A 26,963-nucleotide genomic window follows, 5' to 3' on the forward strand; every position below is an offset into this window, starting at 1 on the left:
CTTGATCGGAGCCGCGCGGCGCGCCCTCGATCGGTGCTGCGCTCGACGGGTACCGGGCGGGGCGGCTCGGCGTCATGGGGGTCTGGGGGGCGTCCAGGGCGTCGTGGGTCCCCTACTGGTCCGGCACCGCGCATCCCGGTGTCCTGGAGGTGTGCGGCGTGCTGTGCCCTGGCTGTGGGCGTCCCGCTCGTGTGACACTCCGGCGCCCCGAGGCTTCGGCCTACCCCGTGGGCGCGCGCCACGTTCGACGTCCCTCCGCTCGGTGTCCCGTCCCCCGCGTCAGAGTTGTGTCAAAGACGTCCCCTGGCCCACCTCTCGTGACAAATGTCGGGTTCCGTGGTCGTAGGGTCGTCGCTGCGTACGGAAGATGCACGGGAAGACAATGAGGCCATGGCACGCGGCAAGCTTCGGATCTACCTGGGTGCGGCGCCGGGCGTAGGCAAGACGTACGCCATGCTGTCGGAGGCCCATCGGAGGATCGAGCGGGGCACGGACTGTGTGGTGGCGTTCGTGGCCCATCACGCCCGCCCGCGCACCGAGGTGATGCTGCACGGGCTGGAGCAGATCCCCCGCAAGGAGCTCCCGTACCGGGGCACCGCCTTCAGCGAGATGGACGTGGACGCGGTGCTGGCCCGCCACCCTCAGGTGGCACTCGTGGACGAGTTGGCGCACACCAACGTCCCGGGTTCGCGCAACGCCAAGCGGTGGCAGGACGTGGAGGAGCTGCTGGCGGCCGGGATCGATGTGATCTCGACGGTCAACATCCAGCACCTGGAGTCGCTGGGCGACGTGGTGGAGTCGATCACCGGGGTGCGGCAGCAGGAGACCGTGCCGGACGAGGTCGTACGGCGGGCCGACCAGATCGAGCTGGTCGACATGTCGCCGGAGGCCCTGCGCCGTCGGATGGCGCACGGGAACATCTACCAGCCGGACAAGGTCGACGCGGCCCTGTCGAACTACTTCCGGCCGGGCAACCTGACGGCGCTGCGGGAGCTGGCGCTGCTGTGGGTGGCCGACCGGGTCGACGAGTACCTCAAGCAGTATCGGCGCGACCACCGGGTCTCGGCGATCTGGGGCTCGCGGGAGCGGATCGTCGTCGGGCTCACGGGCGGTCCCGAGGGGCGGACGCTGATCCGGCGGGCGGCGCGGCTGGCGGAGAAGGGCGCGGGCGGCGAGGTGCTCGCCGTGTACATCGCCCGCAGCGACGGACTGACCGCGGCCTCGCCGAAGGAGCTGGCGGTGCAGCGCACCCTGGTCGAGGATCTCGGCGGCACGTTCCACCATGTCGTCGGGGACGACATACCCGCCGCGCTGCTGGACTTCGCGCGTGGGGTGAATGCCACGCAGATCGTCCTCGGGTCGTCGCGGCGCAAGGCGTGGCAGTACGTCTTCGGGCCGGGCGTCGGGGCCACGGTGGCCCGCGAGTCGGGGCCCGACCTGGACGTCCACATCGTCACCCACGACGAGGTGGCCAAGGGGCGGGGACTGCCGGTGGCCCGGGGCGCGCGGCTCGGGCGGGCCCGGATCCTGTGGGGCTGGCTGGTCGGGCTGGCCGGGCCGGCGATCCTGGCGGTGCTCCTGAGCGGGATCGACCTCGGCCTCGCCAACGACATGCTGCTGTTCCTGTCGGTCACCGTGGCCGCGGCGCTGGTCGGCGGGCTGTTGCCGGCCCTGGGCTCGGCGGCGCTCGGATCCTTGCTCCTGAACTATTTCTACACACCGCCGCTGCACCGGTGGACGATCGCCGACCCGAAGAACATCGTGGCCATCGTGATCTTCGTCGGGGTCGGTGTGTCGGTGGCGTCCGTGGTCGATCTGGCCGCGCGGCGCACGCATCAGGCGGCGCGGCTGCGGGCCGAGTCGGAGATCCTCTCCTTCCTAGCCGGGAACGTGCTGCGCGGTGAGACCAGCCTGGAGGAGTTGCTGGAGCGGGTGCGGGAGACCTTCGGCATGGAGTCGGCGGCGCTGCTGGAACGGGAGAGCGATCTGGCGCCGTGGACCTGTGCCGGGCAGGTGGGGTCGGGTCGGCCGGTGGAGCGGCCGGAGGACGCGGACGTCGACATGCCGGTCGGCGACCACATGGCGCTGGCGCTGACGGGGCGGGTGCTGCCGGCGGAGGACCGGCGGGTGCTGGCCGCGTTCGCGGCGCAGGCGGTGGTGGTGCTGGACCGGCGGCGGTTGCAGGAGGAGGCGGACCAGGCGCGGGCGCTGGCCGAGGGCAATCGGATCCGCACGGCGCTGCTGGCGGCCGTCAGCCATGACCTGCGCACGCCCCTCGCGGGGATCAAGGCGGCCGTGTCGAGCCTGCGGTCCGACGACGTGGCCTGGTCCGAGGAAGACCAGGCGGAGCTGCTGGAGGGCATCGAGGACGGCGCCGACCGGCTCGACCACCTCGTGGGCAACCTGCTGGACATGTCACGGCTCCAGACCGGCACGGTGACGGCGATCATCCGGGAGGTCGACCTCGACGAGGTGGTGCCGATGGCACTGGGCGGGGTCCCGGAGGGCAGCGTGGAGCTGGATGTGCCGGAGACGCTGCCGATGGTCGCCGTCGACGCCGGGCTGCTGGAGCGGTCGGTGGCCAATCTGGTGGAGAACGCGGTCAAGTACAGGCCGCCCGACACGGCCGTCGTCGTGGCCGCGAGCGCCATGGCGGACCGGGTCGAGGTGCGCGTCGTCGACCGGGGCCCCGGGGTGCCGGACGAGGCGAAGGAGCGGATCTTCGCGCCCTTCCAGCGGTACGGCGACGCACCGCGCGGCGCCGGGGTGGGGCTGGGGCTGGCGGTCGCCCGTGGCTTCGTGGAGGCGATGGGCGGCACGCTCACCGCCGAGGACACGCCGGGCGGCGGACTCACCATGGTGCTGAGCCTGCGGGCGGCGACGAGCGGCGCGGAGGGGGCCGCCGCAGCCGACACCGGGCCGATGGGTGAGGCCGCCGGGCGGACGGGTGAGGCCGTGCCCGTCGCAGGCGAGCTCCCCTCCGGGCGCCCCCAGGACACCGCCACCGGTGACCCGGGCTCCCCGCACGCCGACCATCCCGCGCCCCCCGACCATCCGGCACGACCGGAACACCCCGCCCCACCCGAACACCCCGCACACCCTGAAAGGCAGGCTTCATGACCCGGGTGCTCGTGATCGATGACGAGCCGCAGATCGTGCGCGCCCTCGTGATCAACCTCAAGGCACGCAAGTACGAGGTGGACGCGGCACACGACGGAGCCAGCGCGCTGGAGCTCGCGGCCGCCCGCCACCCGGACGTGGTGGTCCTCGACCTGGGGCTGCCCGACATGGACGGCGTCGAGGTGATCAAGGGGCTGCGCGGCTGGACCCGGGTGCCGATCCTGGTGTTGTCCGCCCGGCACTCCTCGGACGAGAAGGTCGAGGCGCTGGACGCGGGCGCGGACGACTACGTCACCAAGCCGTTCGGCATGGACGAGCTGCTGGCCAGGCTGAGGGCCGCCGTGCGCCGGGCCGAGCCGGCGGGCGGCGAGGACGACGTGCTGGTGGAGACCGACGGGTTCACCGTCGACCTGGCCGCGAAGAAGGTCAACCGGGGTGGCAAGGACGTCCGGCTCACGCCCACCGAGTGGCATCTGCTGGAGGTGCTGGTGCGTAACACCGGCCGGCTGGTCAGCCAGAAGCAGCTGCTCCAGGAGGTGTGGGGACCGTCGTACGGGACGGAGAGCAACTACCTGCGCGTCTACATGGCCCAGCTGCGCAGAAAGCTGGAGGCCGACCCGTCGCACCCGAGGCACTTCATCACCGAGCCGGGGATGGGATACCGGTTCGAGAAGTGAGGCGAGCCCTGCTGACGGGGGGTACGGCTGTGTCGGTGCACCCCGGTACGCTTCAGATATGAGTGCTGTTCCTCGTTCCGAAAAGTCGGTGAGCCGGTTCCGGCGCATGCTCGACCGGCTCTCCTCGTCGCAGGAGGACCTGGAGTCCGAGGAGCTGCGGGAGGACGCCGAGACGGCCGGTTGTACCCGTATCGGTGACTGCCAGGACCGGCAGATAGTGACGGTTACTGGTACCTTGCGCACGGTCACCCTGCGGCCGCGCGCGGGAGTCCCGGCCCTGGAGGCCGAGCTGTTCGACGGTTCCGCCGCGCTGGACGTGGTGTGGCTCGGCAGGCGCTCCATCGTGGGCATAGAGCCGGGGCGCAAGCTGATCGCGTCCGGCCGGATCTCGATGAGCAGAGGCCGCCGGGTGCTGTTCAACCCGAAGTACGAACTGAGACCCCTCGGTAGGGAGTAGCCGGTGACGTCGCTCGACAAGCCGACCCAGGACACCCAGCAGGACGACGCCCGGGCGGTGACGGAGGCCGCGCTGTTCGAGGCGTTCGGCGGGGTCCGGGGCATGGTCGAGACGGTGCTGCCCGGGCTCCTCTTCGTCACGATCTTCACGATCAACAAGGATCTGCACTGGTCGGCCATCGCCGCGCTGGCGGTGTCCCTGGTGCTGGTCGTGGTCCGGCTCGCCATGAGGGACACCGTGAAGCACGCCTTCAGCGGTGTGTTCGGCGTGGCCTTCGGCGTGGTCTTCGCGATGTTCACCGGGAACGCCAAGGACTTCTATCTGCCGGGGATGTTGTACACCCTGGGGCTGGCGCTGGCGTACATCGTGACGACGCTGTGCGGGGTGCCGTTGATCGGGCTGATCCTCGGGCCGGTCTTCAAGGAGAACCTCTCCTGGCGCACCCGCAATCCCGGGCGCAAGACGGCTTACGCCAAGGCCAGTTGGGCCTGGGGCCTCATCCTGCTCGCCAAGTGCGCGATCCTGTTCCCGCTGTACTGGTGGGCGGACACGACCCAGTTCGGCTGGGTCCTCATCGCTCTGAAGATTCCGCCGTTCCTGCTGGCCGTATGGCTGACGTGGGTGTTCCTCGCGAAGGCGCCCGCGCCCATCGACGTGTTCGCCGAGATGGAGGCGGAGGAGCAGGCCGAGCGGGAGCGGAAGGCGGCGGCCTCGTCGGCCGAGTAGGTCACCCCGATCCGAGAAAGGGCGCCCCTCGATCGAGGGGCGCCCTTCCGCGCGTTCGCATGATCCCGCGTCAGCCGGTGGTGTCCTCCCGGCGCACCGACAGCAGGTCCTCCAGCTGTTCTTCCCGGGCCTGCGCGGCCACGAAGAGGAGCTCGTCGCCCGGCTCCAGGGAGTCCTCGCGGGACGGGGTGAGGACGCGGGTGCCGCGGATGATGGTGACCAGGGAGGTGTCCTCCGGCCACTCCACGTCGCCGACCTGGGTGCCGGCCAGCGCCGACTCCTCCGGAAGGGTCAGTTCCACGAGGTTGGCGTCGCCGTGGCTGAAGCGCAGCAGGCGGACCAGGTCGCCGACGCTCACCGCCTCCTCGACGAGCGCCGACATCAGGCGCGGGGTGGAGACGGCCACGTCCACGCCCCACGACTCGTTGAACAGCCACTCGTTCTTGGGGTTGTTCACGCGGGCGACGACGCGCGGGACGCCGTACTCCGTCTTCGCCAGCAGGGAGACGACCAGGTTCACCTTGTCGTCGCCCGTGGCGGCGATCACCACGTTGCAGCGCTGGAGCGCCGCCTCGTCCAGGGATGTGATCTCGCAGGCGTCGGCCAGCAGCCACTCCGCCTGGGGCACGCGCTCGACCGAGATCGCGGTCGGCGCCTTGTCGATGAGCAGGACCTCGTGGCCGTTCTCCAGCAGCTCGCCCGCGATCGAGCGGCCCACGGCGCCGGCTCCGGCGATGGCGACCCTCATCAGTGACCGCCTTCCTCGGGACCCTTGGCGAACGCCGCCTCGACCTTCTCGACCTCGTCCGTCCGCATCATCACATGCACCAGGTCGCCCTCCTGCAGCACCGTCTGCGAGCTGGGCAGGATCGCCTCGCCGAGACGGGTCAGGAACGCCACACGGACCCCGGTCTCCTCCTGCAGCTTGCTGATCTTGTGTCCGACCCACGCGTTCGAGGTGTGCACCTCGGCCAGCTGGACGCCACCGGTCGGGTCCGTCCACAGCGGCTCGGCGCCGGAGGGCAGCAGCCGGCGCAGCATCTGGTCGGCGGTCCAGCGGACCGTGGCGACCGTCGGGATGCCCAGGCGCTGGTAGACCTCGGCGCGCCGGGGGTCGTAGATCCGGGCGGCGACGTTCTCGATGCCGAACATCTCGCGGGCCACGCGGGCCGCGATGATGTTGGAGTTGTCGCCGCTGGAGACCGCGGCGAAGGCGCCGGCCTCCTCGATGCCCGCCTCGCGCAGGGTGTCCTGGTCGAAGCCGACTCCGGTGACCCGGCGGCCGCCGAACGAGGAGCCGAGACGGCGGAAGGCGGTGGGGTCCTGGTCGATCACGGCGACCGTATGCCCCTGCTGCTCCAGGGTCTGGGCGAGAGCGGAGCCCACTCTGCCGCAGCCCATGATGACGATGTGCACGACCGTCCTTCCGGTGTCAAGAGTCGTTGACTTGGTCTTAACAGCGTCTCAGACCGGCGACCAAGCTACACATGCGCGGTGCCGCGTGGGCACCCCTGTACCACCCCTGCGCGGCCCCGCCGACCTGTCCCGTTCGGCATATGGGTGGGGGAGGTGGACGTCCCCCGGTGGCCAAGGCTTACGATTACCAGTTGTGTCCAAACTGACCGACGTGCCCAAGCGGATTCTGATCGGGCGCGCCTTGCGCAGTGATCGGCTCGGAGAAACGCTCCTGCCGAAGCGCATCGCCCTACCCGTCTTCGCCTCCGACCCCCTGTCCTCCGTGGCCTACGCGCCCGGGGAGGTGCTGCTGGTCCTGTCCATCGCGGGTGTGTCGGCCTACCACTACAGCCCGTGGATCGCCGTCGCGGTCGTCGTCCTGATGTTCACCGTGGTGGCGTCCTACCGGCAGAACGTGCACGCCTACCCCAGCGGCGGCGGCGACTACGAGGTGGCGAACACCAACCTCGGCCGCAAGGCGGGCCTGACGGTCGCGAGCGCGCTGCTCGTCGACTACGTCCTCACCGTCGCCGTCTCCATCTCCTCCGGTATCGAGAACCTCGGCTCCGCGGTCCCCTTCGTCGTCGAGCACAAGACGGTCTGCGCCGTCGCCGTGATCGTGCTGCTGACGCTGATGAACCTGCGCGGCGTGAAGGAGTCGGGGAAGCTCTTCGCGATCCCGACGTACGTCTTCGTCGCGGGCGTCTTCATCATGATCGCGTGGGGTGCCTTCCGCGGGCTCGTCCTGGACGACACCCTGCGGGCGCCGACGGCGGACTACCACATCAAGGCCGAGCACCAGGGGCTCGCCGGCTTCGCGCTGGTCTTCCTGCTGCTGCGCGCCTTCTCCTCCGGCTGTGCCGCGCTCACCGGCGTCGAGGCGATCTCCAACGGCGTGCCCGCCTTCCGTAAGCCCAAGTCGAAGAACGCGGCGACCACGCTCGCGCTGATGGGCCTGCTCGCCGTCACGATGTTCTGCGGCATCATCGGCCTCGCCCTGGCCACCGATGTGCGCATGGCAGAGAACCCGGCCACCGACCTGCTGAAGAACGGCGTGGCCGTCGGCACCGGCTATGTCCAGAACCCGGTGATCACCCAGGTCGCCGAGGCCGTCTTCGGCAAGGGCAGCTTCTTCTTCATCGTGCTCGCCGCGGCCACCGCCCTGGTGCTGTTCCTGGCCGCGAACACCGCGTACAACGGCTTCCCGGTGCTGGGCTCGATCCTCGCGCAGGACCGCTATCTGCCCCGCCAGCTGCACACCCGCGGCGACCGCCTCGCGTTCTCCAACGGCATCGTGCTGCTCGCCGGCGCGGCCACCCTGCTGGTGTGGATCTACGGCGCCGACTCCACGCGGCTGATCCAGCTGTACATCGTCGGCGTGTTCGTGTCCTTCACGCTCAGCCAGACCGGCATGGTCCGGCACTGGAACCGCCATCTGGCCACCGAGACGGACCAGGCCAAGCGCCGCCACATGATCCGCTCCCGCGCGATCAACACCTTCGGCGCCTTCTTCACCGGACTGGTCCTGGTCGTCGTCCTCCTCACCAAGTTCACCCACGGCGCCTGGGTCGCCCTGCTCGGCATGGTGATCTTCTACGGGACGATGACGGCGATCCGCCGCCACTACGACCATGTGTCCGAGGAGCTCGCCGCCCCCGAGGGCCCGAGCGACGACAGCGTACGGCCCTCCCGCGTGCACTCCGTCGTCCTGATCTCCAAGATCCACCGGCCGGCCCTGCGCGCCCTCGCCTACGCCAAGCTGCTGCGCTCGGACAGCCTGGAGGCGCTCAGCGTCAACGTCGACCCGGCTGAGACCCAGGCGCTGCGCGAGGAGTGGGAACGGCGCGGCATCGACGTACCGCTGAAGGTGCTGGACTCGCCGTACCGCGAGATCACCCGGCCGGTCATCGAATACGTGAAGGGGCTGCGCAAGGAGTCGCCGCGCGACGCGATCTCCGTGATCATCCCCGAGTACGTCGTCGGCCACTGGTACGAGCATCTGCTGCACAACCAGAGCGCTCTCCGGCTCAAGGGGCGGCTGCTGTTCACGCCCGGTGTCATGGTGACGTCGGTGCCGTACCAGCTGCAGTCCTCCGAGGCGGCGAAGGTCAGGGCCCGCAAGCGGCAGGAGTGGAACGCGCCGGGCTCGGTGCGGCGCGGGCCGGCCGAGGAGCGGGCGAAGGAGTCCTCCAGTCGGACGTAGACTGGTGGGCTGTTGACCGGCCGTTCGTCCTCACGTCTCTGGAGTCACCCCGCCATGCAGGCAGAACCGAAGAAGTCGCTGGTGGGCCAGGAGTACGAGGTCGAGGTCGGCCCCGTCGCCCACGGCGGCCACTGCATCGCCCGTACGTCCGAGGGCCAGGTGCTGTTCGTCCGGCACGCGCTGCCCGGTGAGCGGGTCGTGGCCCGGGTGACCGAGGGCGAGGAGGACGCGCGGTTCCTGCGCGCCGACGCCGTCCAGGTGCTGGAGGCGTCCAAGGACCGCGTCGAGGCGCCCTGCCCCTTCGCCGGGCCCGGGCGCTGCGGCGGCTGCGACTGGCAGCACGCCAAGCCCGGCGCCCAGCGCCGGCTGAAGGGCGAGGTGCTCGCCGAGCAGCTGCGGCGGCTCGCCGGCCTCACGCCCGAGGAGGCCGGCTGGGACGGCACGGTGATGCCGGCGGAGGGCGACAAGCTGCCCGCCGGGCAGGTGCCGCAGTGGCGCACCCGTGTGCAGTACGCGGTGACGCCCGACGGTCACGCCGGTCTGCGTCGGCACCGTTCGCACGAGGTCGAGCCGGTCGACCACTGCATGATCGCCGCCGAGGGCGTCAGCGAGCTGGGCATCGAGAAGCGCGACTGGACCGGCATGGCGTCGGTGGAGGCGATCGCGGCGACCGGCTCGCAGGACCGCCAGGTGATCCTCACGCCGCAGCCCGGCGCACGGCTGCCGATCGTGGAGCTGGACCGGCCCGTTTCCGTCATGCGGGTCGGGGAGAAGGACGGCGGCGTCCACCGCGTCCACGGCCGCCCCTTCGTGCGCGAGCGCGCGGACGGCCGTACGTACCGGGTCGGCAGCGGCGGCTTCTGGCAGGTGCACCCGAAGGCGGCCGACACCCTCGTCACCGCGGTGATGCAGGGCCTGCTGCCACGCAAGGGCGAGATGGCGCTGGACCTGTACTGCGGTGTGGGCCTGTTCGCGGGCGCCCTCGCCGACCGGCTCGGCGACAAGGGCGCCGTCCTCGGCATCGAGTCCGGCAAGCGGGCCGTGGAGGACGCGCGCCACAACCTCGCCGGTTTCCCGAGGGTGCGCATCGAACAGGGCAAGGTCGAGTCGGTCCTGCCGCGCACCGGGATCACCGAGGTCGACCTCATCGTCCTGGACCCCCCGCGCGCGGGCGCCGGCCGGAGCACCGTCGAACACCTCATCTCCCTGGGCGCCCGCCGCATCGCCTACGTCGCCTGCGACCCGGCGGCCCTGGCCCGCGACCTCGGCTACTTCCGGGACGGGGGGTACCGGGTGCGGACGCTGCGGGCTTTCGATCTGTTCCCGATGACGCATCACGTGGAGTGCGTGGCGATTCTGGAGCCCGCGGCGCGTTGAGACGTCGTCGGCCCCGTCGACGAACAGCAGGTCCAGACGACGCCCGCCAGGAAGACATCCCATGACTTCTTGACAGGACACGGACATCGCGGCAGTGTCACTTCCAGGAAGTGAGCCGCCCATATCCCTTTGGCGAGCCAACAGCGAGCAAGGGGACGCCAGCCTATGAGACTTTCACACGTGCATCGACGCGCACCCACGAGAGCGCGCCATACCTGGACTCAGGCAGGCCAACAACAGCCCGTGGAGGATGACTTCCCATGCTTCGATCCCGGCACCTGAAGTTACGCCTGCTCGGCCTGCTCTTGGCGCTCGGCGCTGCGATCGGGGTTGTGCTGCCCGCCGCGCCCCAGGCTGCCGCCGCCTCGCTCACCCAGATCACGAACTTCGGCACCAACCCGACCGGCCTGCAGATGTACGTCTACGTGCCGAACAACGTCAAGGCCAACCCGTCGATCCTCCTGGCGCTGCACGGGTGCCAGGGCTCCGGACCGTACCTGTACTCCAGCACCGATTTCGGATCGCTGGCCGACCGGTACGGATTCATCGTCATCTATCCCTCGACCAACCCCGGCGGCAGTTGTTGGGACGTCTCGTCCGACCAGGCGCTGAAGCGCAACGGCGGCAGCGACCCGGTCGGGCTGATGTCGATGATCACGTACACCGAGCAGCACTATGGCGGGAACCCCAACGCCGTGTACGTCACCGGCGAGTCGTCCGGCGGGATGATGACCAACGTCATGCTCGCGGACTACCCGGACGTGTTCAAAGCGGGCGCGGCGTTCATGGGCGTGCCGTACCACTGCTTCTACACGGGTACTGTGCGCGGCTGGAACGGGCCGTGCGCCGGAGGCCAGGTTTCCATGACCGCACAGCAGTGGGGCGGCCTGGTGCGTAATGCCGATCCCGGCTATGCCGGGCCGCGCCCCCGCGTGCAACTGTGGCACGGCACCGCCGACACCACCCTGAGCCACAACAATCTCGGTGAAGAGATCAAACAGTGGACGAACGTACTCGGGGTGAGTCAGACCCCGTCGTCGAGTGACACCCCGGTCGCCAACTGGAACCGGACCCGGTACAACAACAGCTCCGGCAGCACGCAGGTCGAGGCGTACAGCATCGCCGGCGCCGGGCACCAACTGCCGATCCAGGGCACGCAGATGGCCGCCTACGCCCTTCACTTCATGGGGCTGGACGGCGGCGGCTCCACCACCGGCACCACGGGTGCGCTGCACGCGGTGGGTGCGGGCAAGTGCCTGGACGACCCGAACTCGACCAAGACCCTGGGCACTCAGCAGCAGATATACAGCTGCAGCGGCGGGGCCAACCAGACCTGGACGCACACCTCGTCGAACGAGCTGACGGTCACGGTCGGAGGCAGCACCCTCTGCCTGGACGCCGACGCCAAGGGCACCACCAACGGAACCAAGGCGATCGTCTGGTCCTGCAACGGCCAGGCCAACCAGCAGTGGAACATCAACTCCAACGGCACGATCACCAGCGCCCAGTCCGGCCTGTGCCTGGATGTGGCCGGAGCTTCCACCGCCAACGGCGCTCCGGTCCAACTCTGGTCATGCTCGGGCGGCAGCAACCAGCAGTGGGCCCTGGGATAGTCGACCTCCGACGCACACGAAGGGGTGAAGCCGCGCCAAGGGGCTGGCGCGGCTTCACCGCTTTGTCTGGGCAGGCCTCTCAGGTGCGGGTCCAGCGCTGGTTGCTGCCGCTCGAGCAGGTGTACAGCTGGAGTTGGGTGCCGTTCGCGGTACCGTTCCCGACGGCGTCGAGGCAGAGACCGGACTGGACTCCGACGATGGATCCGTCGGAGTTGAGGCGCCACTGCTGGTTGGTGCCGCCCCAGCAGCTGTAGATCTGGACCTTGGCCCCGTTGCCGGTACCGGCTGCGTCCAGGCACTTGTTGCCGTAGACCCTGAGCTCACCGGCGCTGGTGGATGTCCACTGCTGGTTGGTGCCGGTGTTGCAGTCCCACAGCTGGACCTGGGTGCCGTCGGTCTGGCTGGAGTTGGGAACGTCCACGCAGCGGCCCGAACCGACGCCCTTGATCTGTCCGCCGCCGCCCGACGGGGGAGGCGTGGTGGTGCCGCCGTTGAGCGCGTTGAGGACGGAGGTGTAGGCCGGCTTCTTGCTGCCGTCGCCGTTGAACAGCAGCGGCGTCTGCTCCGATCGCCAGGAGTCGCTGTCGCGCACGCCCCAGACGGTGACGCCGAGGCAGCGCGAGACGGCCAGGCAGTCGTTCACCACGTTCGCGTACGTCGTGGGCGAGGCGCCCTGGATGTCGAGCTCGGTGACGGCCACGTCCACGCCGAGAGCGGCGAAACTCTGCAAGGTGGTGCGGTAGTTGCTGTTGTACGGGCTGTCGTTGTTGAAGTGCGACTGGAAGCCGACGCAGTCGATCGGTACGCCGCGCTGCTTGAAGTCCTTGACCATGTTGTACACGGCCTGGGTCTTGGCCCAGGTCCAGTTGTCGGTGTTGTAGTCGTTGTAGCAGAGCTTGGCGGCCGGGTCCGCGGCGCGCGCGGTGCGGAAGGCGACCTCGATCCAGTCGTTGCCGGTGCGCTGGAGGTTGGAGTCGCGCCGGGCGCCCGAATTGCCGTCGGCGAAGGCCTCGTTCACGACGTCCCACTGGGCGATCTTGCCCTTGTAGTGGGCCATCACGCCGTTGATGTGGTCGATCATCGCCTGGCGCAGGCTGCTGCCGCTGAGGCTCTGCATCCAGCCGGGCTGCTGGGAGTGCCAGGCCAGTGTGTGGCCGCGCACCCGCTTGCCGTTCTGCACGGCCCAGTTGTAGACGCGGTCGCCGGCGCTGAAGTTGAACTGGCCCCGCTGCGGTTCGGTGGCGTCGATCTTCATCTCGTTCTCGGGCGTGACCATGTTGAACTCACGGCTCGCGATCGAGGTGTACGCCGAGTCGCCCAGCCTGCCCGAGGCGATGGCGGTGCCGAAGTAGCGGCCGCTCTGCGCCGCCGCGGCGCCGAGCGTGTTCTCGGCGGCGTGTGCGGTCGGCGCTGCGGACAGTGCGGTGGCCGCACCGAGGACGCCGACGACCAGCGCCGGCAGCAGGCCGCGGATCGTCCGGCGGGTAGCGGCTCTGGGAAGGGCGTATGAGCCCATGGCTGTGCCTCCGAGGGAGAAATCGCTGATCGACTGAAGCTCCGGGGATTGCGTCGCCCGGTCCCGTGGGCGACGTACGGCGGGCGGCGGGCGTGTTCCACGTCTCGATACAGGCATGGGGTTACTCCAGCGCGGCTCAACCGGGGGCTCGTCACACGGCGTCACATGCCTCTCTCCCACTGCCGGAAGAGCCAGGGTGCGCTGGTGCGAACCTCACCGGAACGGAAACGGTGTGGCGCGGGTGTGGTGCGCGGTTCTGCCGTGCAGCTGGTCGCTGATCTGCCGGGGACCATGGATCGCCCGGCCGATACAGCCCGGAACCTCGAACCAGCGCCGGTTTCTCAGACAGAGATGATTGAGGCGTGACCGTGGATGGTCAATACTCTTCGCCGAAGAAATTTCCGATTGTCATTCGAAACTTTCGCTCGCACGGTGAGGGGGCAGCAGCCCCGGTGCTGCCGTCCGCGGCGGGTGGATTCGGCGGGTCAAGACGCTTACGAGTCAGTCATTTGAGGGCGTGGCGTGACCTCGTCGGCGCGCGGTGGTACGAATGTTTCGGAGCCTATGGCGATACATGCGAGAGCTATTGACGCCGTTCGCAGGTTCCCTATCATTCAGGTTTGCTCGACGCTCCGACCCTTGTTCGATATCGCGAACGTAGGCGTATGTCATGGCCCCGCCAGCCGGCGAACCGGAACCGCCTACCCAAGGTTGAGGAAGTATCCATGCATCGAGGAAGTTTCAGCCGCAGGCATCCCTCAGCGGTGCTCGCCGCCGTGGTCGCGGCCCTGGCCGCCTTGGCGGCGATGCTCGTCGCCGCCCCGGCCCAGGCGGCTTCCAGCGGCGCTTTGCGCGGTGTTGGTTCCGGCCGCTGTCTGGATGTGGCGGGCGCCTCCCAGACCGATGGCACGTCTCTGCAGATCTATGACTGCTGGGGCGGGACCAATCAGCAGTGGACGTTGACGGACAGCAATCAGCTGACCGTGTTCGGGAACAAGTGCCTGGATGTTCCTGGTCATGCCACCACGGCCGGTACCCGGGTGCAGATCTGGTCCTGTTCCGGTGGTGCGAACCAGCAGTGGCGGGTGAACTCCGACGGCACGGTCGTCGGCGTGGAGTCCGGGCTGTGCCTGGAGGTCGCGGGCGGCGGTACAGCCAACGGCACGGCGGTGCAGCTGTGGAACTGCACCGGCGCCGGCAACCAGAAGTGGACCGGCCTGTCCGGGACGACCCCGCCGGGCTCGTGCTCCCTTCCCTCGACCTACCGGTGGACGTCGACGGGTGCGCTGGCGCAGCCGGCGAACGGGTGGGTGGCGCTGAAGGACTTCACCACCGTGGTCTACAACGGCAAGCACCTGGTCTACGGCTCGAACGTGTCGGGCTCGTCGTACGGCTCGATGGCCTTCGCGCCCTTCACGAACTGGTCGGACATGGCCTCGGCCCGCCAGACCGGGATGAGCCAGGCCGCGGTGGCGCCGACGCTGTTCTACTTCCAGCCGAAGAACATCTGGGTGCTGGCCTACCAGTGGGGCCAGTGGCCCTTCATCTACCGCACCTCCAGCGACCCCACCAACCCCAACGGCTGGTCCGCGCCGCAGCCGCTGTTCACCGGCAGCCTCCCGGGCGGTGCCGCCCCGATCGACCAGACGCTGATCGCCGACGGCCAGAACATGTACCTGTTCTTCGCCGGTGACAACGGCAGCATCTACCGGGCGAGCATGCCGATCGGGAACTTCCCGGGCAGCTTCGGCTCGTCGTACACGACCGTCATGAGCGACACGGTCAAGAACCTGTTCGAGGCGCCCGAGGTCTACAAGGTCCAGGGCCAGAACCAGTACCTGATGATCGTCGAGGCACGCGGTGCGAGCGAGCAGCGCTTCTTCCGCTCCTTCACGGCCACCAGCCTGAGCGGTTCATGGACCCCGCAGGCCGCCACCGAGTCCAACCCCTTCGCCGGCAAGGCCAACAGCGGCGCCACCTGGACCAACGACATCAGCCACGGCGACCTGGTCCGCACCAACCCCGACCAGACCAAGACCATCGACCCCTGCAACCTGCAACTCCTCTACCAGGGCAAGTCCCCCTCCGCGAGCGGTCCTTACGACCAACTGCCGTGGCGGCCGGGCGTCCTCACCCTGCAGCGCTGAACCAGTCCGTGCACCTCGGCGACGGCCGGCCTCATCCAGATGGGGCCGGCCGTCGCCTTTGTCGCCATGAGGCAGCGCCGGGGAAGCCGATGAACCGGGGCCGTAAGGGTCCCGTCAAAGGTGGGGGCGTGGCCGTAAGAGGGGCGTCAACGGGGCGTCTGATCAGGCCGGAGAGGGGGTTTCCTCGAACCGTACCTGTTCCGCACCCGAACCTCTTCAGGAGTTCACGATGGCCGATCTGGCCTTCGTCGTCACCGCGCTCGCGGGCTTCGCGCTGGTGGCTCTCGTCGCCCGGGGGGTGACGAAGCTGTGACCGCCGAGAACGTCGTCGGCCTGATCGTGGCCGTCGCTCTGCTGGGCTATCTCGTCCTCGCCCTGATCTTCCCGGAGAGGTTCTGAGCACCGGCATGAGTCCAGAAGTCGCGGGCTTCCTCCAGTTGCTCGCCCTCATCGGCGCGCTGGCCCTCGCCTACGTCCCCCTCGGCACGTACATGGCCAAGGTGTACTCCTCGACCAAGCACCTGCGGGTGGAGAAGTGGATCTACCGGGCCATCGGCGCCAACCCCGACGCCGAGATGACCTGGCCCGCGTATCTGCGCGGTGTCCTGGCCTTCTCCGCCGTGGGTGTCCTCTTCCTCTATCTGCTCCAGCGGCTCCAGGGCGTGCTGCCCGGTTCGCTGGGCTTCTCCTCGGTGAACCCGGCGCAGTCGTTCAACACGGCTGTCTCCTTCGTGACCAACACCAACTGGCAGTCGTACTACGGCGAGCAGACCATGGGTCACGTCGTGCAGACCGCCGGTCTGGCCGTGCAGAACTTCGTCTCGGCTGCCGTCGGTATCGCCGTCGCGGTGGCGCTGGTGCGCGGGTTCGCGCGCTCGCGCACCGGTGAGCTGGGCAACTTCTGGTCCGACCTGGTGCGCGGCACGCTGCGCATCCTGCTTCCGGGTGCCGCGATCGCCGCCGTCGTGCTGGTGGCGTGCGGTGCGATCCAGAACTTCTCCGGCGTTCACGCGGTCGGGCAGTTCATGGGCGGGTCGCAGCAGTGGAACGGCGGCGCGGTCGCCTCGCAGGAGGCCATCAAGGAACTGGGCACCAACGGCGGCGGCTACTTCAACGCCAACTCCGCCCACCCCTTCGAGAACCCGACCCCGTTCACCAACCTGTTCGAGATCTTCCTGATCCTGGTGATCCCCTTCTCGCTGACCCGCACCTTCGGCGTGATGGTCGGCAACGTGAAGCAGGGCTACGCGATCCTCGCCACGATGGCCACCATCTGGCTGGGCTTCACCGTCCTGATGATGTGGACGGAGTTCGCCCACCACGGCCCGGCGCTGCAGGCGGCGGGCGGGGCGTACGAGGGCAAGGAGGTCCGCTTCGGCGTCGGTGCCTCGTCGATCTTCGCCACGTCGAGCACGCTCACCTCGACCGGTGCGGTGGACTCCTTCCACTCCTCCTTCACAGGACTCGGCGGCGGCATCACCCTGCTCGGGATGATGCTGGGCGAGATCGCGCCCGGCGGCACCGGCTCCGGCCTCTACGGCATGCTGATCATGGCGGTCATCGCGGTGTTCATCGCCGGTCTGATGGTCGGCCGCACCCCCGAGTACCTGGGCAAGAAGATCGGTGCCCGGGAGATGAAGCTCGCCGCCTGCTACATCCTGATCACTCCGGCGCTGGTGCTGGTGTTCACGGCGGCCTCGATGGCGCTGCCGACCCCGCCGCACTCGATGCTCAACTCGGGCGCGCACGGCTTCTCCGAGGTGCTGTACGCCTTCACGTCGGCGTCGAACAACAACGGTTCCGCCTTCGCCGGTCTGAACGCCAACACCGACTGGTTCAACACCATGACCGGGCTCGCGATGCTGCTGGGCCGCTTCCTGCCGATGGTGTTCGTCCTGGCCCTGGCCGGCTCGCTCGCCGAGCAGACGCCGGTGCCGGTGACCGCCGGCACCCTGCGCACCGAGAAGCCGCTGTTCACCGGCCTGTTGGTGGGCGCCATCCTGATCATCACGGGTCTCACGTACTTCCCGGCCCTCGCGCTGGGCCCGCTGGCCGAGGGGCTGGCGTCATGACAACCGACGTAACGAAGCAAGAGGACTCGATGTCCACAGCCGCCCCCACCAGGGCGCCGCACAGCGACGTCCCCACCGGGCACCAGCCGGCCGAGGGCCGTGTCGGCGCCGGTCTGTTCGACCCCACGGCGCTGATCACGTCGCTGCCGGACGCCTTCCGCAAGCTCGACCCTCGGGTGATGGTCAAGTCGCCCGTGATGTTCGTGGTGTGGATCGGCTCCGTGCTGACGACGGTGTTCTCCCTCAAGGATCCGACCGACTGGTTCGGCTGGACGATCAGCGCCTGGCTGTGGCTGACCGTGGTCTTCGCCAACCTGGCGGAGGCGGTCGCGGAGGGCCGGGGCAAGGCGCAGGCGGACACCCTGCGCAAGGCCAAGACCGACACCGTGGCGCGCAAGACCGACGGGAGCGTGGTCGCCGGTACGGAGTTGAGGATCGGTGACCTGGTCGTCTGCGAGGCCGGCGACGTCATACCCGGTGACGGCGACGTCGTCGAGGGCGTCGCGTCCGTCGACGAGTCGGCCATCACCGGTGAATCCGCCCCGGTCATCCGGGAGTCCGGTGGTGACCGGTGCGCGGTGACGGGCGGTACGAAGGTGCTGTCCGACCGGATCGTCATCAAGATCACGACGAAGCCGGGCGAGACCTTCATCGACCGGATGATCAACCTGGTCGAGGGCGCGGCCCGGCAGAAGACGCCCAACGAGATCGCGCTGAACATCCTGCTGGCCTCGCTGACCATCGCCTTCCTGCTCGCGGTGGCCACCCTGCCGCCGTTCGCCGACTACGCGGGTACGCATCTGACGATGGTGGTGCTGGTCGCCCTGCTGGTGTGCCTGATCCCGACCACGATCGGCGCGCTGCTGTCGGCGATCGGTATCGCGGGCATGGACCGCCTGGTCCAGCGCAATGTGCTGGCCATGTCGGGGCGCGCGGTCGAGGCCGCCGGTGACGTCTCCACCCTGCTGCTGGACAAGACCGGCACCATCACCCTCGGCAACCGCCAGGCCGCCGAGTTCCTGCCGGTCAACGGCACCACCGAGGCCGAGGTCGCCGACGCGGCCCAGCTGTCCTCGCTGGCCGACGAGACCCCCGAGGGCCGCTCCGTCGTCGTCCTGGCGAAGGAGAAGTACGGTCTGCGCGAACGCCACCAGGGCGAGCTGGTCGGCGCCGAGTGGATCGAGTTCACCGCCCAGACCCGTATGTCGGGAGTGGACGTCGACGGGCGCAAGATCCGCAAGGGCGCGGCCGGTTCGGTGATCGCCTGGGTCGAGGAGCAGGGCGGCACGGTCGCCGAGGACGCGGACGCGACGGCCGACCGCATCTCCGAGGGCGGCGGCACCCCGCTGCTGGTCGCCGTGCACGACGACGCGGGCGCCCGGGTCCTGGGCGTCATCCACCTCAAGGACGTCGTCAAGGACGGCATGCGCGAGCGGTTCGAGGAACTGCGCCGCATGGGCATCAAGACGGTCATGATCACGGGTGACAACCCGCTGACCGCGAGGGCGATCGCCGAGGAGGCGGGCGTCGACGACTTCCTCGCGGAGGCGACTCCCGAGGACAAGATGGCCCTCATCAAGCGGGAGCAGGCGGGCGGCAAGCTGGTCGCGATGACCGGCGACGGCACGAACGACGCCCCGGCCCTCGCGCAGGCGGACGTCGGCGTGGCGATGAACACGGGGACGTCGGCCGCCAAGGAGGCCGGCAACATGGTCGACCTCGACTCCAACCCGACCAAGCTGATCGAGATCGTCGAGATCGGCAAGCAACTGCTGATCACCCGGGGCGCGTTGACCACGTTCTCCATCGCCAACGACGTCGCGAAGTACTTCGCGATCATCCCGGCGCTGTTCGCGGCGGTCTACCCGGGCCTGGACAAGCTCAACATCATGCACCTGTCCTCGCCGAACTCCGCGATCCTGTCCGCGGTCGTCTTCAACGCGCTGATCATCGTCGCCCTGGTGCCGCTCTCCCTGAAGGGCGTGCGGTACCGGCCGATGAGCGCGGACAAGATGCTGCGGCGCAACCTCGGGATCTACGGCATCGGCGGCCTGATCGCGCCCTTCCTCGGCATCAAGCTCATCGACCTGCTCCTCTCCCTCATCCCCGGAATCGGCTGAGTCATGAACAACTCCGTCACGAACACGGCCCGGTTGCTCGGGGCGGGTCTGCGTGCCCTTCTCGTACTGACCCTGGTGACGGGCGTCGTCTACCCGCTGGTCGTCACCGGCATCGCCCAGGCGCTGTTCCACGACCAGGCGAACGGCTCCGAGATCACGTCGCGCGGCAAGGTCGTCGGCTCCTCGCTCATCGGCCAACAGGGCTACAGCCTCGACTACTTCCAGTCCCGTCCGGCGAACGGCCTCGGCATCAACTCGGTCAACACCCGGTACCAGCTGATCCTTTCGGGCGCGACCAATCTCTCCGCCGACAACGAGAAACTCGTCGCGTCGGTCGAGGAGGCCAAGGCCAAGGTCGTCAAGGACAACTCGACGGCCGACTACAAGGTCCTGCCGTCCCAGGTCCCCGCCGACGCGGTCACCTCCTCCGGCTCCGGACTGGACCCGGACATCTCCCCGGCGTACGCGGAACTCCAGGTGCACCGCGTGGCCGAACGCAACCACCTGCCGGTCGACGCGGTCGAGAAGCTGGTCGAGGCCCACACCGAGGGCCGCACCCTCGGCTTCATCGGCGAGCCCCGGGTGAACGTCCTCGAACTCAACATCGCCGTCAGGGACCTCGCGGCATCCTCGGGGGGTCACGCGGTCAGCGGCTCGTAATCGAACCAGTCGAAGTGGACGACGCCCTCGGCGGCGTACAGGCCGATGACGCGGCCGGTGAAACCGCCGGCCACCTCGGTCGACAGATAGCGGCCGTCGAGCGTCGCGAGCGAGGTGAAGGTGCCGTCCGGCAGTTCGAGGCCCAGGGAGACGACGTCGGGACCGGTGCACGGGCCGTGCGGGGCGGGCGGCTCGGTCATCCGCACGCCGAGGACGACCGGGCCCGGGGGCACCGGCCGGGTGGCCACGACCGTACGCACCGAGCCGACCCGTGAGATCACCCGCACCTCGGTGCCGTCCGCCTCGACGCCGTAGTGGTGCCGCTCGTCGAGGCGGACGGCGAGCCCGCCGCACCCCCGCGCCGGGTCGACCGACGCGCGCGCCCGGCACACGGGATGCTGCTGGCGCCGGCCGATGAAGACGGCGTCCGGCGCGTCGAGCGAGGCGCCACGGGCCCGCAGCGTCAGTGAGCCGGGGCGTTCCTTCGTCGTGCAGTGCTCGGCGGGCCGGTCGCGCACGGAGATCCAGGACGGATGCAGTTCGGTGAGGTCGAAGTCGTCGTGGTACGGCTCGCCGGGCCCGTCGTCGCCCGGCGTGACGATGTCGCCGACGACCGGCCAGCCGTCCTCCCAGGTGACCGGGGCGAGGAACGTCTCGCGGCCGAGGACGTGCCAGCCGGGCGTCCCCCCGTGCGGCCGCACGCCGAGGAACACCAGCCACCAGGTGCCGTCCGGGGCCTGTACCAGGTCCCCGTGCCCGGTGTTCTGGACGGGGTGGTCGGTGCCGCGGTGGGTGAGGACGGGGTTGGCCGGGCACGGCTCGAAGGGACCGCTCGGGGTGCGGCCGCGGGCGATGGAGACCCCGTGACCGCGCTCGGTACCGCCCTCCGCGATGAGCAGGTACCAGTACTCGCCGATGCGATACAGATGCGGCGCCTCCGGGGCCTTGGCGCCGGGAGCGCCGGACCACAGCCCGCGGGGCTCGCCGAGCGTGCGGCCGGTGTACGGGTCGATCGGGACCTGCGACACCCCGGCGACCGTGCACCAGCAGGTGCCGTCCTCGTCCCAGGCGAGGTCGGGGTCGATGCCCTGGACGCCGGGCAGCCAGGTCGGGTCGGACCAGGGGCCCGCCGGGTCGGTGGCGGTGACGAGCAGATTCCCGCCGCCCTCGGCGCAGTTGGTGACGATCAGCCAGAAGCGGCCGTCGTGGTGGCGCAGCGTGGGGGCGTAGATCCCGCCGGACGACGGCATGGAGGCGGGCAGGCGCAGCTGCTCCGGCCGGTCGAGGGCGTTGCCGATCTGGGTCCAGTGGGCCAGGTCGCGGCTGTGGAAGAGGGGGACGCCGGGGAAGTACTCGAAGCTGGAGCAGGCGAGGTAGTAGTCGTCGCCCACGCGGCAGACGCTGGGGTCGGGGTGGAAGCCGGGGAGCACGGGGTGGGACACCCGAGAGGTCCTCTCATCGAGCCGAAGTATCGAAGCGCTTCACTTGGAGAAAGTTCTGGATGAAAGCTAGTGACAGGTTTCGCGCGAAAACAAGGGGCGTGAGCGAGTCGAAGCGCTTCGCCTTCCGCGTCCTGCCCGGCGTCTGGGCCGACCTGGGCCTCCCCGTCACCGGCCCGCTCTTCGACCTCGACTGACCCGCCCGCCCCACGATTGGGGGGTGCCGACCCCGGGTACACGGGCGGCGCCGACCCGCGAGGGGGAGCCATGCCGACGATGTCCGAAACGGTCCTGGTGCCCGACGGCGCCGCCGCCGTCCGGGGCGACCTGGTCGTGCCCCCCGGCGCGCGGGCCGTGGTGCTGTTCGCGCACGACAGCGGCGGCTCCCGTTACAGCCCCCACCATCGCGCCCTCGCCGTCGGCCTGCTCTCCGGGGGCCTCGCCACGCTGCTGATCGACCTCCTCACCGAGGACGAGGAACGCCGTGACCTGCGCACGGCCCAGTACCGCTTCGACTTCTCGCTGCTGGGCGACCGGCTCGTCGCCGCGATCGACTGGCTCGGCGAGCGGGACGGCCTGCGCGACCTGCCCGTCGTCCTGCTCGGCTCCGGCACGGGCGCGGCCGCCGCGCTCGTCGCCGCCGCCCGGCGCCCCGGCCGGGTGCTGACCGTCGTCTCGCGGGGCGGCCGGCCCGATCTCGCGGGAGAGGCCCTGGGCGCCGTCCACACGCCCGTACTGCTGCTCGTCGGCGGCCGGGACGTGCACGTCCTGCGGCTCAACCAGGAGGCGGTACGACGGATGCCCGCACCGCACGCTCTGCGCGTGGTGCCCGGCGCGAGCCACCTCTTCGAGGAGCCCGGCGCCCTGGACCGTGTCTCCGATACGGTCCGCCAGTGGTGCGACGAGCGGCTGCGCGCCGCCCGCCGCGCCCGGCGCGGACAGCCGGGAGGAGCACATGCGGTTCCATGACCGCGCCGAGGCCGGACGCGAACTGGCCGCACACCTGCGGGAGTCGGCGGAGCGGGAGCGGTGGCCCGACCCCGTCGTCCTGGCCCTGCCGCGCGGCGGCGTCGCCGTCGCCCGCGAGGTCGCCCGTGCCCTCGGCGCACCGCTCGACGTGCTCGTCGTGCGCAAGATCGGGGCGCCCCGCCACGAGGAGTTCGGTGTCGGCGCGCTCGTGGGCGACGACCCCCCGCTGTTCGACGAACGGGCGCTGGACCGGCTCGGCCTCAGCGAGAGCGACCTCGCCGCGACGGTGGAACGGGAGCGGGCCGAGCTGCGCCGGCGCGAGCAGCGCTACCGCGCCGGCCGCCCCGCCCCCGACCTGCGGGGCCGTACGGTCATCGTGGTCGACGACGGTCTGGCCACCGGATCGACGGCCCGCGCCGCTCTGCGCTGGGCGCGCCGCCGGTCGCCCGGCCGGCTGGTGCTCGCGGTGCCGGTGTGCGCGCCGGACTCCGCCGCGCTGCTGGCCGACGAGGCCGACGACGTGATCTGCCCGCACCGGCCGCGCGCGTTCATGGCGGTGGGCCAGTGGTACGAGGACTTCGAGCAGCTGACGGACGAGGACGTACTGGAGGCGTTGCACGCCGTGGGAACGGGCCGTGGCCAGGGTCGCGGCCCCGACGGAGGTGGTGAGCGATGACCCGGCGGATACGCGACGTGATGTCGCCCGACGCGGTGTCCGTGGAGCCGATGACCTCGGTGGAGCGGGCCGCCCGCCTGATGCGCGAGCGGAATGTCGGCGACGTCCTGGTCGCCTACGACTGTGATCTCTTCGGTGTCCTGACCGACCGGGACATCGTGGTCCGGGCCCTCGCCCAGGGGCTCGACCCGCACAGCACCCCGGTCGGTTCGGTGTGCAGCCGGCCCCCGGTGGTGACGCTGACGCCCGACGACACGACCGACCGGGCGGTGGAGCTGATGCGGCGTCATGCGGTGCGCCGCCTGCCGGTCGTGGAGCGCGGCGGCTGCCCGGTCGGCGTCGTCAGCCTCGGAGACCTGGACGAGAGCGAGCACCCGTACCCGGCCCTGGCGGACATCAGCAGGGCCGACCCGAACCGCTGAGCGGTGCGTCCGCTGTTGAGCGTTGCGCCGGCGTCTCAGACCGGGCGCGACCGTCCCATACCGTGAGAGACGCGCCGCTCAGGGATGCCCCCCGTCTCAGCCTCGGCGCCACCGTCCCACGGCCCCCGCGGCTCCCGCCGCCAGGCCCGCCCCCGCCAGTCCCACCCCGGTCAGGGTCAGGGCGCGGGTGGTGCGGCTCGGTGGGGTGGGGCGGGCGTCCGGGGCCGTGGCGTAGGCGCTGCCCTCGGCGGCGGGCAGGCCCGTGGCCAGGAGTTCCGCGAGGTGGACCGCCTCGTGGCCGCCGCTGTCCAGCTCATGGATCTGGGTGCGGCAGCTGAAGCCGTCCGCGAGGACCACCGTCTCCTCGTCGGCGTCCCGCAGGCGGGGCAGCAGCACCCGCTCGGCGCAGGCGCGGCTGACGTCGAGATGACCGCGCTCGAAACCGAAGTTGCCGGCCAGCCCGCAGCACCCGGAGTCCAGCCGCTCGGCGTCCACCCCGGCGCGGCGCAGCAGGTCGCGGTCGGCGTCCCAGCCCATGATCGCGTGCTGGTGACAGTGCACCTGGGCGAGCGCCGGCGTGGCACGCACGCGTGGGGGCGCGTAGCCCGGGCTGTGCTCGGTGAGCAGCTCGGCCAGGGTGACCGTCCGGTCGCCCAGCCGCCGTACGTCCTGGTCCGTGGGGAACAGGTCGGCGGCGTCGGCGCGGAAGACGGCGGTGCAGCTGGGTTCCAGGCCGACGACGAGACCCCCGTCCCGGACATGCCCGGCGAGCCGGCGGACGGTCCGTTTCAACACCCGCTCGGCGACGCCGAGCTGGCCGGTGGACAGCCAGGTCAGGCCGCAGCACAGCGGTTCGCTCGGCAGGGTCACCCGCCAGCCCGCGTGCTCCAGCAGCCGGACCGCCGCCCGGCCGACGTGCGGGTGGAAGTGGTTGGTGAAGGTGTCCGGCCACAGCAGGACCGTGCCGCGTGCGCCGTCGCCGTACGGCTCGTGACGGGCGTACCACTGCTGGAGCGTCTCGGCGGCGAACAGCGGCACCTCGCGGTCCTCGACACCCGCCAGCGCCACGGCGGCCCGGCTCAGCGGCGGGGTGTGCGTGAGCGCGTTGACGAGCGGGCCGAGCCGGGCCCGGCCGACCGACTGCGCGACGGCCGGCAGCCAGCCCATCGACCAGTCGGAGCGGGGCCGGCGCCAGGGGCGGCCGGCGTAGTGATGGGCGAGGAACTCCGCCTTGTACGTGGCCATGTCGACGTCGGCCGGGCAGTCCTTGCGGCAGCCCTTGCAGGCGAGGCACAGATCGAGCGCGTCCCGGACGGCGGTCGAGCGCCAGCCGTCCCGCACCGGCCCGTCACCGTGTCCGTCGAGCATCTCGAACAGCAGCCGTGCCCGCCCGCGCGTGGAGTGCTCCTCCTCGCGGGTGACCTGGTAGGACGGGCACATGACCGTGCCGCCCGGAGTGTCCAGGCGGCGGCATTTCCCCACGCCCACACACCGGTTGGCCGCCTGGGCGAAGGAGCCGCCGTCCTGGGGGTAGCGGAAGTGCAGGTCCCGCGGCTCGTACGGCGCCCAGTGGCTGCCGAGCCGGAGGTGCTCGTCCAGCCCGTACGGCGCCACCACCTTGCCCGGGTTCATGCGGTCGCCGGGGTCGAACACGGCCTTGAGCCGGCCGAACGCCTCCACGATCCGCTTCCCGAACATCCTCGGCAGCAGCTCGCCCCGGCTCTGCCCGTCGCCGTGCTCGCCGGAGAAGGACCCGCCGAACTCCACGACCAGATCGGCCGCCCGCTCCATGAAGCGGCGGTAGGCGGCGACCCCGTCGGCGGTGTACAGGTCGAAGGGGATCCGGGTGTGCACACACCCCTGCCCGAAGTGCCCGTACAGACTGGGGCCGGTGTCGCTGAGGAAGCCGAACTCCTCGAAGAGTGCCCGCAGTCGGCGCAGATAGGCGCCGAGCCGGTCGGGGGCCACCGCCGAGTCCTCCCAGCCCTCGAAGGTGTCGGGCCGGCCCGGGATGTGCGCGGTCGCCCCGAGGCCGGCCTCGCGCACCTGCCACAACTCCTCCTCGTGGGACGGCTCGTCGAGGAACGCGACCTCGGCGTCGTGCTCGCTCTCGTCCAGCGCGTCGAGCATCCGGTGGGCGTGCTCGTCCGCCTCCGCGACCGTGTCCCCGCCGAACTGGACCATCAAGTAGGCGTCCCCGTCGGGAAGTTGGGAGATCGCGTCGGGGTTGAGACGCTTGATCCGCTCGTCGCGGATCAGCCGCTGGTCGACGCCCTCCAGCGCGATCGGCTCGTACGGCAGGATCGCGGGCACGGCGTCGGCGGCGCGCGTGATGTCGTCGAACCCCAGGACGACCAGGGTGCGTTCGCGGACCACGGGCACCAGCGTCAGCTCCGCGCGCACCACGGTCACCAGCGTCGACTCGCTGCCGACGAGCAGCCCGGCGACGTCGAAGCCGTGCTCGGGGAGGAGCCGGTCCAGGTTGTAGCCGGAGACCCGGCGGGGGATGTCGGGGAAGCGGTGGCGGATCTCGTCGGCGTAGGTGTCGCGCAGCGCGCGCAACTGCCGGTACACGGCGGCCCGTAGATCGCCCTGCCGCTCGATCCGCGCGTACTCCTCGTCGTCCGTCACGCCGCACCAGAAGCGGGTGCCGTCGTACAGCAGCACCTCCAGGCGGGTGATGTTGTCGACGACCTTGCCGTACGCCTGGGCCGTGGCACCGCAGGAGTTGTTGCCGATCATGCCGCCGATCGTGCAGTTGGCGTGGGTGGCCGGCTCGGGGCCGAAGCGCAGCCCGGTCGGCGCCAGTCGCCGGTTGAGTTCGTCGAGCACGATGCCGGGCTGGACGACGCAGGTGCGGGCGTCGGGGTCCACGGACTCCAGGCGGTTGCAGTACTTCGACCAGTCGAGGACGACGGCGGTGTTGGTGCACTGCCCCGCCAGACTGGTCCCGCCGCCCCGGGACAGGACGGGCGCGCCGTGCTCACGGGCCACCGCCACCGCCGCCACGGCGTCCTCGGGTGTGCGCGGCACGACGACACCGATCGGCGTCTGCCGGAAGTTGGAGGCGTCGGTCGCGTACGCGGCCCGGCTCCCGGCGTCGAACCGCACCTCCCCGGCCACCCGCTCGCGCAGCGCGGCCGCCAGCGCCTCCGCGTCGACGGACGGCGCCGGTGGCCGTCGGTTCACCGGAGCGGGCAGGTCTGCGGCGGCCATGGAACCCTCCTTCGGGACGGGCGACGAGGCTCGCGGCGACGGACGGCGCCGGGGCGGCGGCGGGCGATGGGCGCGGCGGCGCGGACCCGTGCCCGTGC

General features: G+C 70.5%; 20 protein-coding genes. 15 read left to right on the top strand and 5 right to left on the bottom strand.

Annotated elements, in window-relative coordinates; translation table 11 throughout:
• Positions 1-390 precede the first annotated feature (390 nt).
• From ACZ5NW_RS00635 to ACZ5NW_RS00650, 4 genes are read left to right on the top strand one after another with little or no spacing between them, the layout of a single operon-like run.
• Positions 391-3,120, top strand: a complete 2,730-nt coding sequence (locus ACZ5NW_RS00635) for an ATP-binding protein (RefSeq protein WP_468741490.1) — start codon at positions 391-393, stop codon at positions 3,118-3,120.
• The gene (locus tag ACZ5NW_RS00640) at positions 3,117-3,797 is read left to right on the top strand and encodes a response regulator (protein WP_468741491.1); all 681 of its coding nucleotides are present in this window, start codon (positions 3,117-3,119) and stop codon (positions 3,795-3,797) included. Before ACZ5NW_RS00635 ends, ACZ5NW_RS00640 begins: the two co-directional genes overlap by 4 nt.
• A gap of 58 nt (positions 3,798-3,855) precedes the next feature.
• Positions 3,856-4,254 carry an OB-fold nucleic acid binding domain-containing protein gene (locus tag ACZ5NW_RS00645; protein WP_468741492.1) on the top strand — a complete coding sequence of 133 codons (399 nt, stop codon included), beginning with the start codon at positions 3,856-3,858 and terminating at the stop codon, positions 4,252-4,254.
• Between the two features lie 3 nt (positions 4,255-4,257).
• Entirely contained in the window at positions 4,258-4,980 is a 723-nt protein-coding gene (locus ACZ5NW_RS00650) for a DUF3159 domain-containing protein (RefSeq protein WP_468741493.1), read from the top strand.
• Positions 4,981-5,050: 70 nt separating this feature from the next.
• Here ACZ5NW_RS00650 and ACZ5NW_RS00655 read toward each other — a convergent pair whose 3' ends face one another.
• On the bottom strand, positions 5,051-5,728 hold the full coding sequence (locus ACZ5NW_RS00655; protein WP_468741494.1) for a potassium channel family protein: 678 nt from the start codon (positions 5,726-5,728) through the stop codon (positions 5,051-5,053).
• Positions 5,728-6,396, bottom strand: a complete 669-nt coding sequence (locus ACZ5NW_RS00660) for a potassium channel family protein (protein ID WP_468741495.1) — start codon at positions 6,394-6,396, stop codon at positions 5,728-5,730. Before ACZ5NW_RS00660 ends, ACZ5NW_RS00655 begins: the two co-directional genes overlap by 1 nt.
• A 193-nt stretch (positions 6,397-6,589) precedes the next feature.
• On the opposite strand from ACZ5NW_RS00660, the gene ACZ5NW_RS00665 reads away from it, so the two are divergent.
• The 3 genes from ACZ5NW_RS00665 (at position 6,590) to ACZ5NW_RS00675 (ending at position 11,628) form a co-directional block, all read left to right on the top strand.
• A complete protein-coding gene (locus ACZ5NW_RS00665) occupies positions 6,590-8,638 on the top strand; it encodes an APC family permease (protein ID WP_468741496.1) in 2,049 nt (682 codons plus the stop codon).
• Between the two features lie 54 nt (positions 8,639-8,692).
• On the top strand, positions 8,693-10,015 hold the full coding sequence (locus ACZ5NW_RS00670) for a class I SAM-dependent RNA methyltransferase (RefSeq protein ID WP_468741497.1): 1,323 nt from the start codon (positions 8,693-8,695) through the stop codon (positions 10,013-10,015).
• Between the two features lie 260 nt (positions 10,016-10,275).
• The gene (locus tag ACZ5NW_RS00675; protein WP_468741498.1) at positions 10,276-11,628 is read left to right on the top strand and encodes an extracellular catalytic domain type 1 short-chain-length polyhydroxyalkanoate depolymerase; all 1,353 of its coding nucleotides are present in this window, start codon (positions 10,276-10,278) and stop codon (positions 11,626-11,628) included.
• A 79-nt stretch (positions 11,629-11,707) separates the two neighbouring features.
• Here ACZ5NW_RS00675 and ACZ5NW_RS00680 read toward each other — a convergent pair whose 3' ends face one another.
• Positions 11,708-13,144 (bottom strand): endo-1,4-beta-xylanase, encoded by a 1,437-nt coding sequence (locus ACZ5NW_RS00680; protein WP_468741499.1) that lies wholly within the window; start codon positions 13,142-13,144, stop codon positions 11,708-11,710.
• 725 nt (positions 13,145-13,869) lie between these two features.
• Between ACZ5NW_RS00680 and ACZ5NW_RS00685 the strand changes: the two genes are divergently transcribed.
• The 5 genes from ACZ5NW_RS00685 to ACZ5NW_RS00705 all read left to right on the top strand — a co-directional run bounded on the left by ACZ5NW_RS00685 (position 13,870) and on the right by ACZ5NW_RS00705 (position 20,143).
• Positions 13,870-15,291, top strand: coding sequence for a non-reducing end alpha-L-arabinofuranosidase family hydrolase (locus ACZ5NW_RS00685; protein ID WP_468741500.1), 1,422 nt, complete (start codon positions 13,870-13,872; stop codon positions 15,289-15,291).
• Positions 15,292-15,600: 309 nt separating this feature from the next.
• Positions 15,601-15,690: a K(+)-transporting ATPase subunit F gene (gene kdpF / locus ACZ5NW_RS00690; protein WP_018566520.1), complete on the top strand. Its 90-nt coding sequence runs from the start codon at positions 15,601-15,603 to the stop codon at positions 15,688-15,690.
• 8 nt (positions 15,691-15,698) lie between these two features.
• Positions 15,699-17,363 carry a potassium-transporting ATPase subunit KdpA gene (kdpA, locus tag ACZ5NW_RS00695; RefSeq protein ID WP_468741501.1) on the top strand — a complete coding sequence of 555 codons (1,665 nt, stop codon included), beginning with the start codon at positions 15,699-15,701 and terminating at the stop codon, positions 17,361-17,363.
• Positions 17,360-19,483: a potassium-transporting ATPase subunit KdpB gene (gene kdpB / locus ACZ5NW_RS00700; RefSeq protein ID WP_468741502.1), complete on the top strand. Its 2,124-nt coding sequence runs from the start codon at positions 17,360-17,362 to the stop codon at positions 19,481-19,483. The genes kdpA and kdpB overlap by 4 nt, the downstream gene beginning before the upstream one ends.
• Before the next feature lie 3 nt (positions 19,484-19,486).
• Complete coding sequence (locus tag ACZ5NW_RS00705) at positions 19,487-20,143, top strand: potassium-transporting ATPase subunit C (RefSeq protein ID WP_468741503.1); 657 nt, start codon at positions 19,487-19,489, stop codon at positions 20,141-20,143.
• Here ACZ5NW_RS00705 and ACZ5NW_RS00710 read toward each other — a convergent pair.
• The gene (locus tag ACZ5NW_RS00710) at positions 20,122-21,585 is read right to left on the bottom strand and encodes a glycoside hydrolase family 43 protein (protein WP_468741504.1); all 1,464 of its coding nucleotides are present in this window, start codon (positions 21,583-21,585) and stop codon (positions 20,122-20,124) included. The two genes, ACZ5NW_RS00705 and ACZ5NW_RS00710, sit on opposite strands and share 22 nt — an antisense overlap.
• 273 nt (positions 21,586-21,858) lie before the next feature.
• Between ACZ5NW_RS00710 and ACZ5NW_RS00715 the strand changes: the two genes are divergently transcribed.
• Genes ACZ5NW_RS00715 through ACZ5NW_RS00725 form a run of 3 tightly spaced genes read left to right on the top strand, consistent with a single transcriptional unit; the run spans position 21,859 to position 23,649 of the window.
• Positions 21,859-22,551: a dienelactone hydrolase family protein gene (locus ACZ5NW_RS00715; protein WP_468741505.1), complete on the top strand. Its 693-nt coding sequence runs from the start codon at positions 21,859-21,861 to the stop codon at positions 22,549-22,551.
• Positions 22,538-23,227, top strand: a complete 690-nt coding sequence (locus ACZ5NW_RS00720) for a phosphoribosyltransferase (RefSeq protein WP_468741506.1) — start codon at positions 22,538-22,540, stop codon at positions 23,225-23,227. The genes ACZ5NW_RS00715 and ACZ5NW_RS00720 overlap by 14 nt, the downstream gene beginning before the upstream one ends.
• On the top strand, positions 23,224-23,649 hold the full coding sequence (locus ACZ5NW_RS00725) for a CBS domain-containing protein (protein WP_468741507.1): 426 nt from the start codon (positions 23,224-23,226) through the stop codon (positions 23,647-23,649). The genes ACZ5NW_RS00720 and ACZ5NW_RS00725 overlap by 4 nt, the downstream gene beginning before the upstream one ends.
• 96 nt (positions 23,650-23,745) lie before the next feature.
• Here ACZ5NW_RS00725 and ACZ5NW_RS00730 read toward each other — a convergent pair whose 3' ends face one another.
• Positions 23,746-26,865, bottom strand: a complete 3,120-nt coding sequence (locus ACZ5NW_RS00730) for an FAD-binding and (Fe-S)-binding domain-containing protein (protein WP_468741508.1) — start codon at positions 26,863-26,865, stop codon at positions 23,746-23,748.
• Positions 26,866-26,963 lie beyond the last annotated feature (98 nt).

Source organism: Streptomyces sp. NPDC032126, from assembly GCF_055580085.1.

What these genes read in the sequence shown, in the direction of transcription:
- ACZ5NW_RS00635 (WP_468741490.1), top strand. Translation starts at nt 391, where the DNA reads ATGGCACGCGGCAAGCTTCGGATCTACCTGGGTGCGGCGCCGGGCGTA.
- ACZ5NW_RS00640 (WP_468741491.1), top strand. Translation starts at nt 3,117, where the DNA reads ATGACCCGGGTGCTCGTGATCGATGACGAGCCGCAGATCGTGCGCGCC.
- ACZ5NW_RS00645 (WP_468741492.1), top strand. Translation starts at nt 3,856, where the DNA reads ATGAGTGCTGTTCCTCGTTCCGAAAAGTCGGTGAGCCGGTTCCGGCGC.
- ACZ5NW_RS00655 (WP_468741494.1), bottom strand. Translation starts at nt 5,728, where the DNA reads ATGAGGGTCGCCATCGCCGGAGCCGGCGCCGTGGGCCGCTCGATCGCG.
- ACZ5NW_RS00670 (WP_468741497.1), top strand. Translation starts at nt 8,693, where the DNA reads ATGCAGGCAGAACCGAAGAAGTCGCTGGTGGGCCAGGAGTACGAGGTC.
- ACZ5NW_RS00675 (WP_468741498.1), top strand. Translation starts at nt 10,276, where the DNA reads ATGCTTCGATCCCGGCACCTGAAGTTACGCCTGCTCGGCCTGCTCTTG.
- ACZ5NW_RS00680 (WP_468741499.1), bottom strand. Translation starts at nt 13,144, where the DNA reads ATGGGCTCATACGCCCTTCCCAGAGCCGCTACCCGCCGGACGATCCGC.
- ACZ5NW_RS00685 (WP_468741500.1), top strand. Translation starts at nt 13,870, where the DNA reads ATGCATCGAGGAAGTTTCAGCCGCAGGCATCCCTCAGCGGTGCTCGCC.
- kdpA (WP_468741501.1), top strand. Translation starts at nt 15,699, where the DNA reads ATGAGTCCAGAAGTCGCGGGCTTCCTCCAGTTGCTCGCCCTCATCGGC.
- kdpB (WP_468741502.1), top strand. Translation starts at nt 17,360, where the DNA reads ATGACAACCGACGTAACGAAGCAAGAGGACTCGATGTCCACAGCCGCC.
- ACZ5NW_RS00705 (WP_468741503.1), top strand. Translation starts at nt 19,487, where the DNA reads ATGAACAACTCCGTCACGAACACGGCCCGGTTGCTCGGGGCGGGTCTG.
- ACZ5NW_RS00715 (WP_468741505.1), top strand. Translation starts at nt 21,859, where the DNA reads ATGTCCGAAACGGTCCTGGTGCCCGACGGCGCCGCCGCCGTCCGGGGC.
- ACZ5NW_RS00720 (WP_468741506.1), top strand. Translation starts at nt 22,538, where the DNA reads ATGCGGTTCCATGACCGCGCCGAGGCCGGACGCGAACTGGCCGCACAC.
- ACZ5NW_RS00725 (WP_468741507.1), top strand. Translation starts at nt 23,224, where the DNA reads ATGACCCGGCGGATACGCGACGTGATGTCGCCCGACGCGGTGTCCGTG.
- ACZ5NW_RS00730 (WP_468741508.1), bottom strand. Translation starts at nt 26,865, where the DNA reads ATGGCCGCCGCAGACCTGCCCGCTCCGGTGAACCGACGGCCACCGGCG.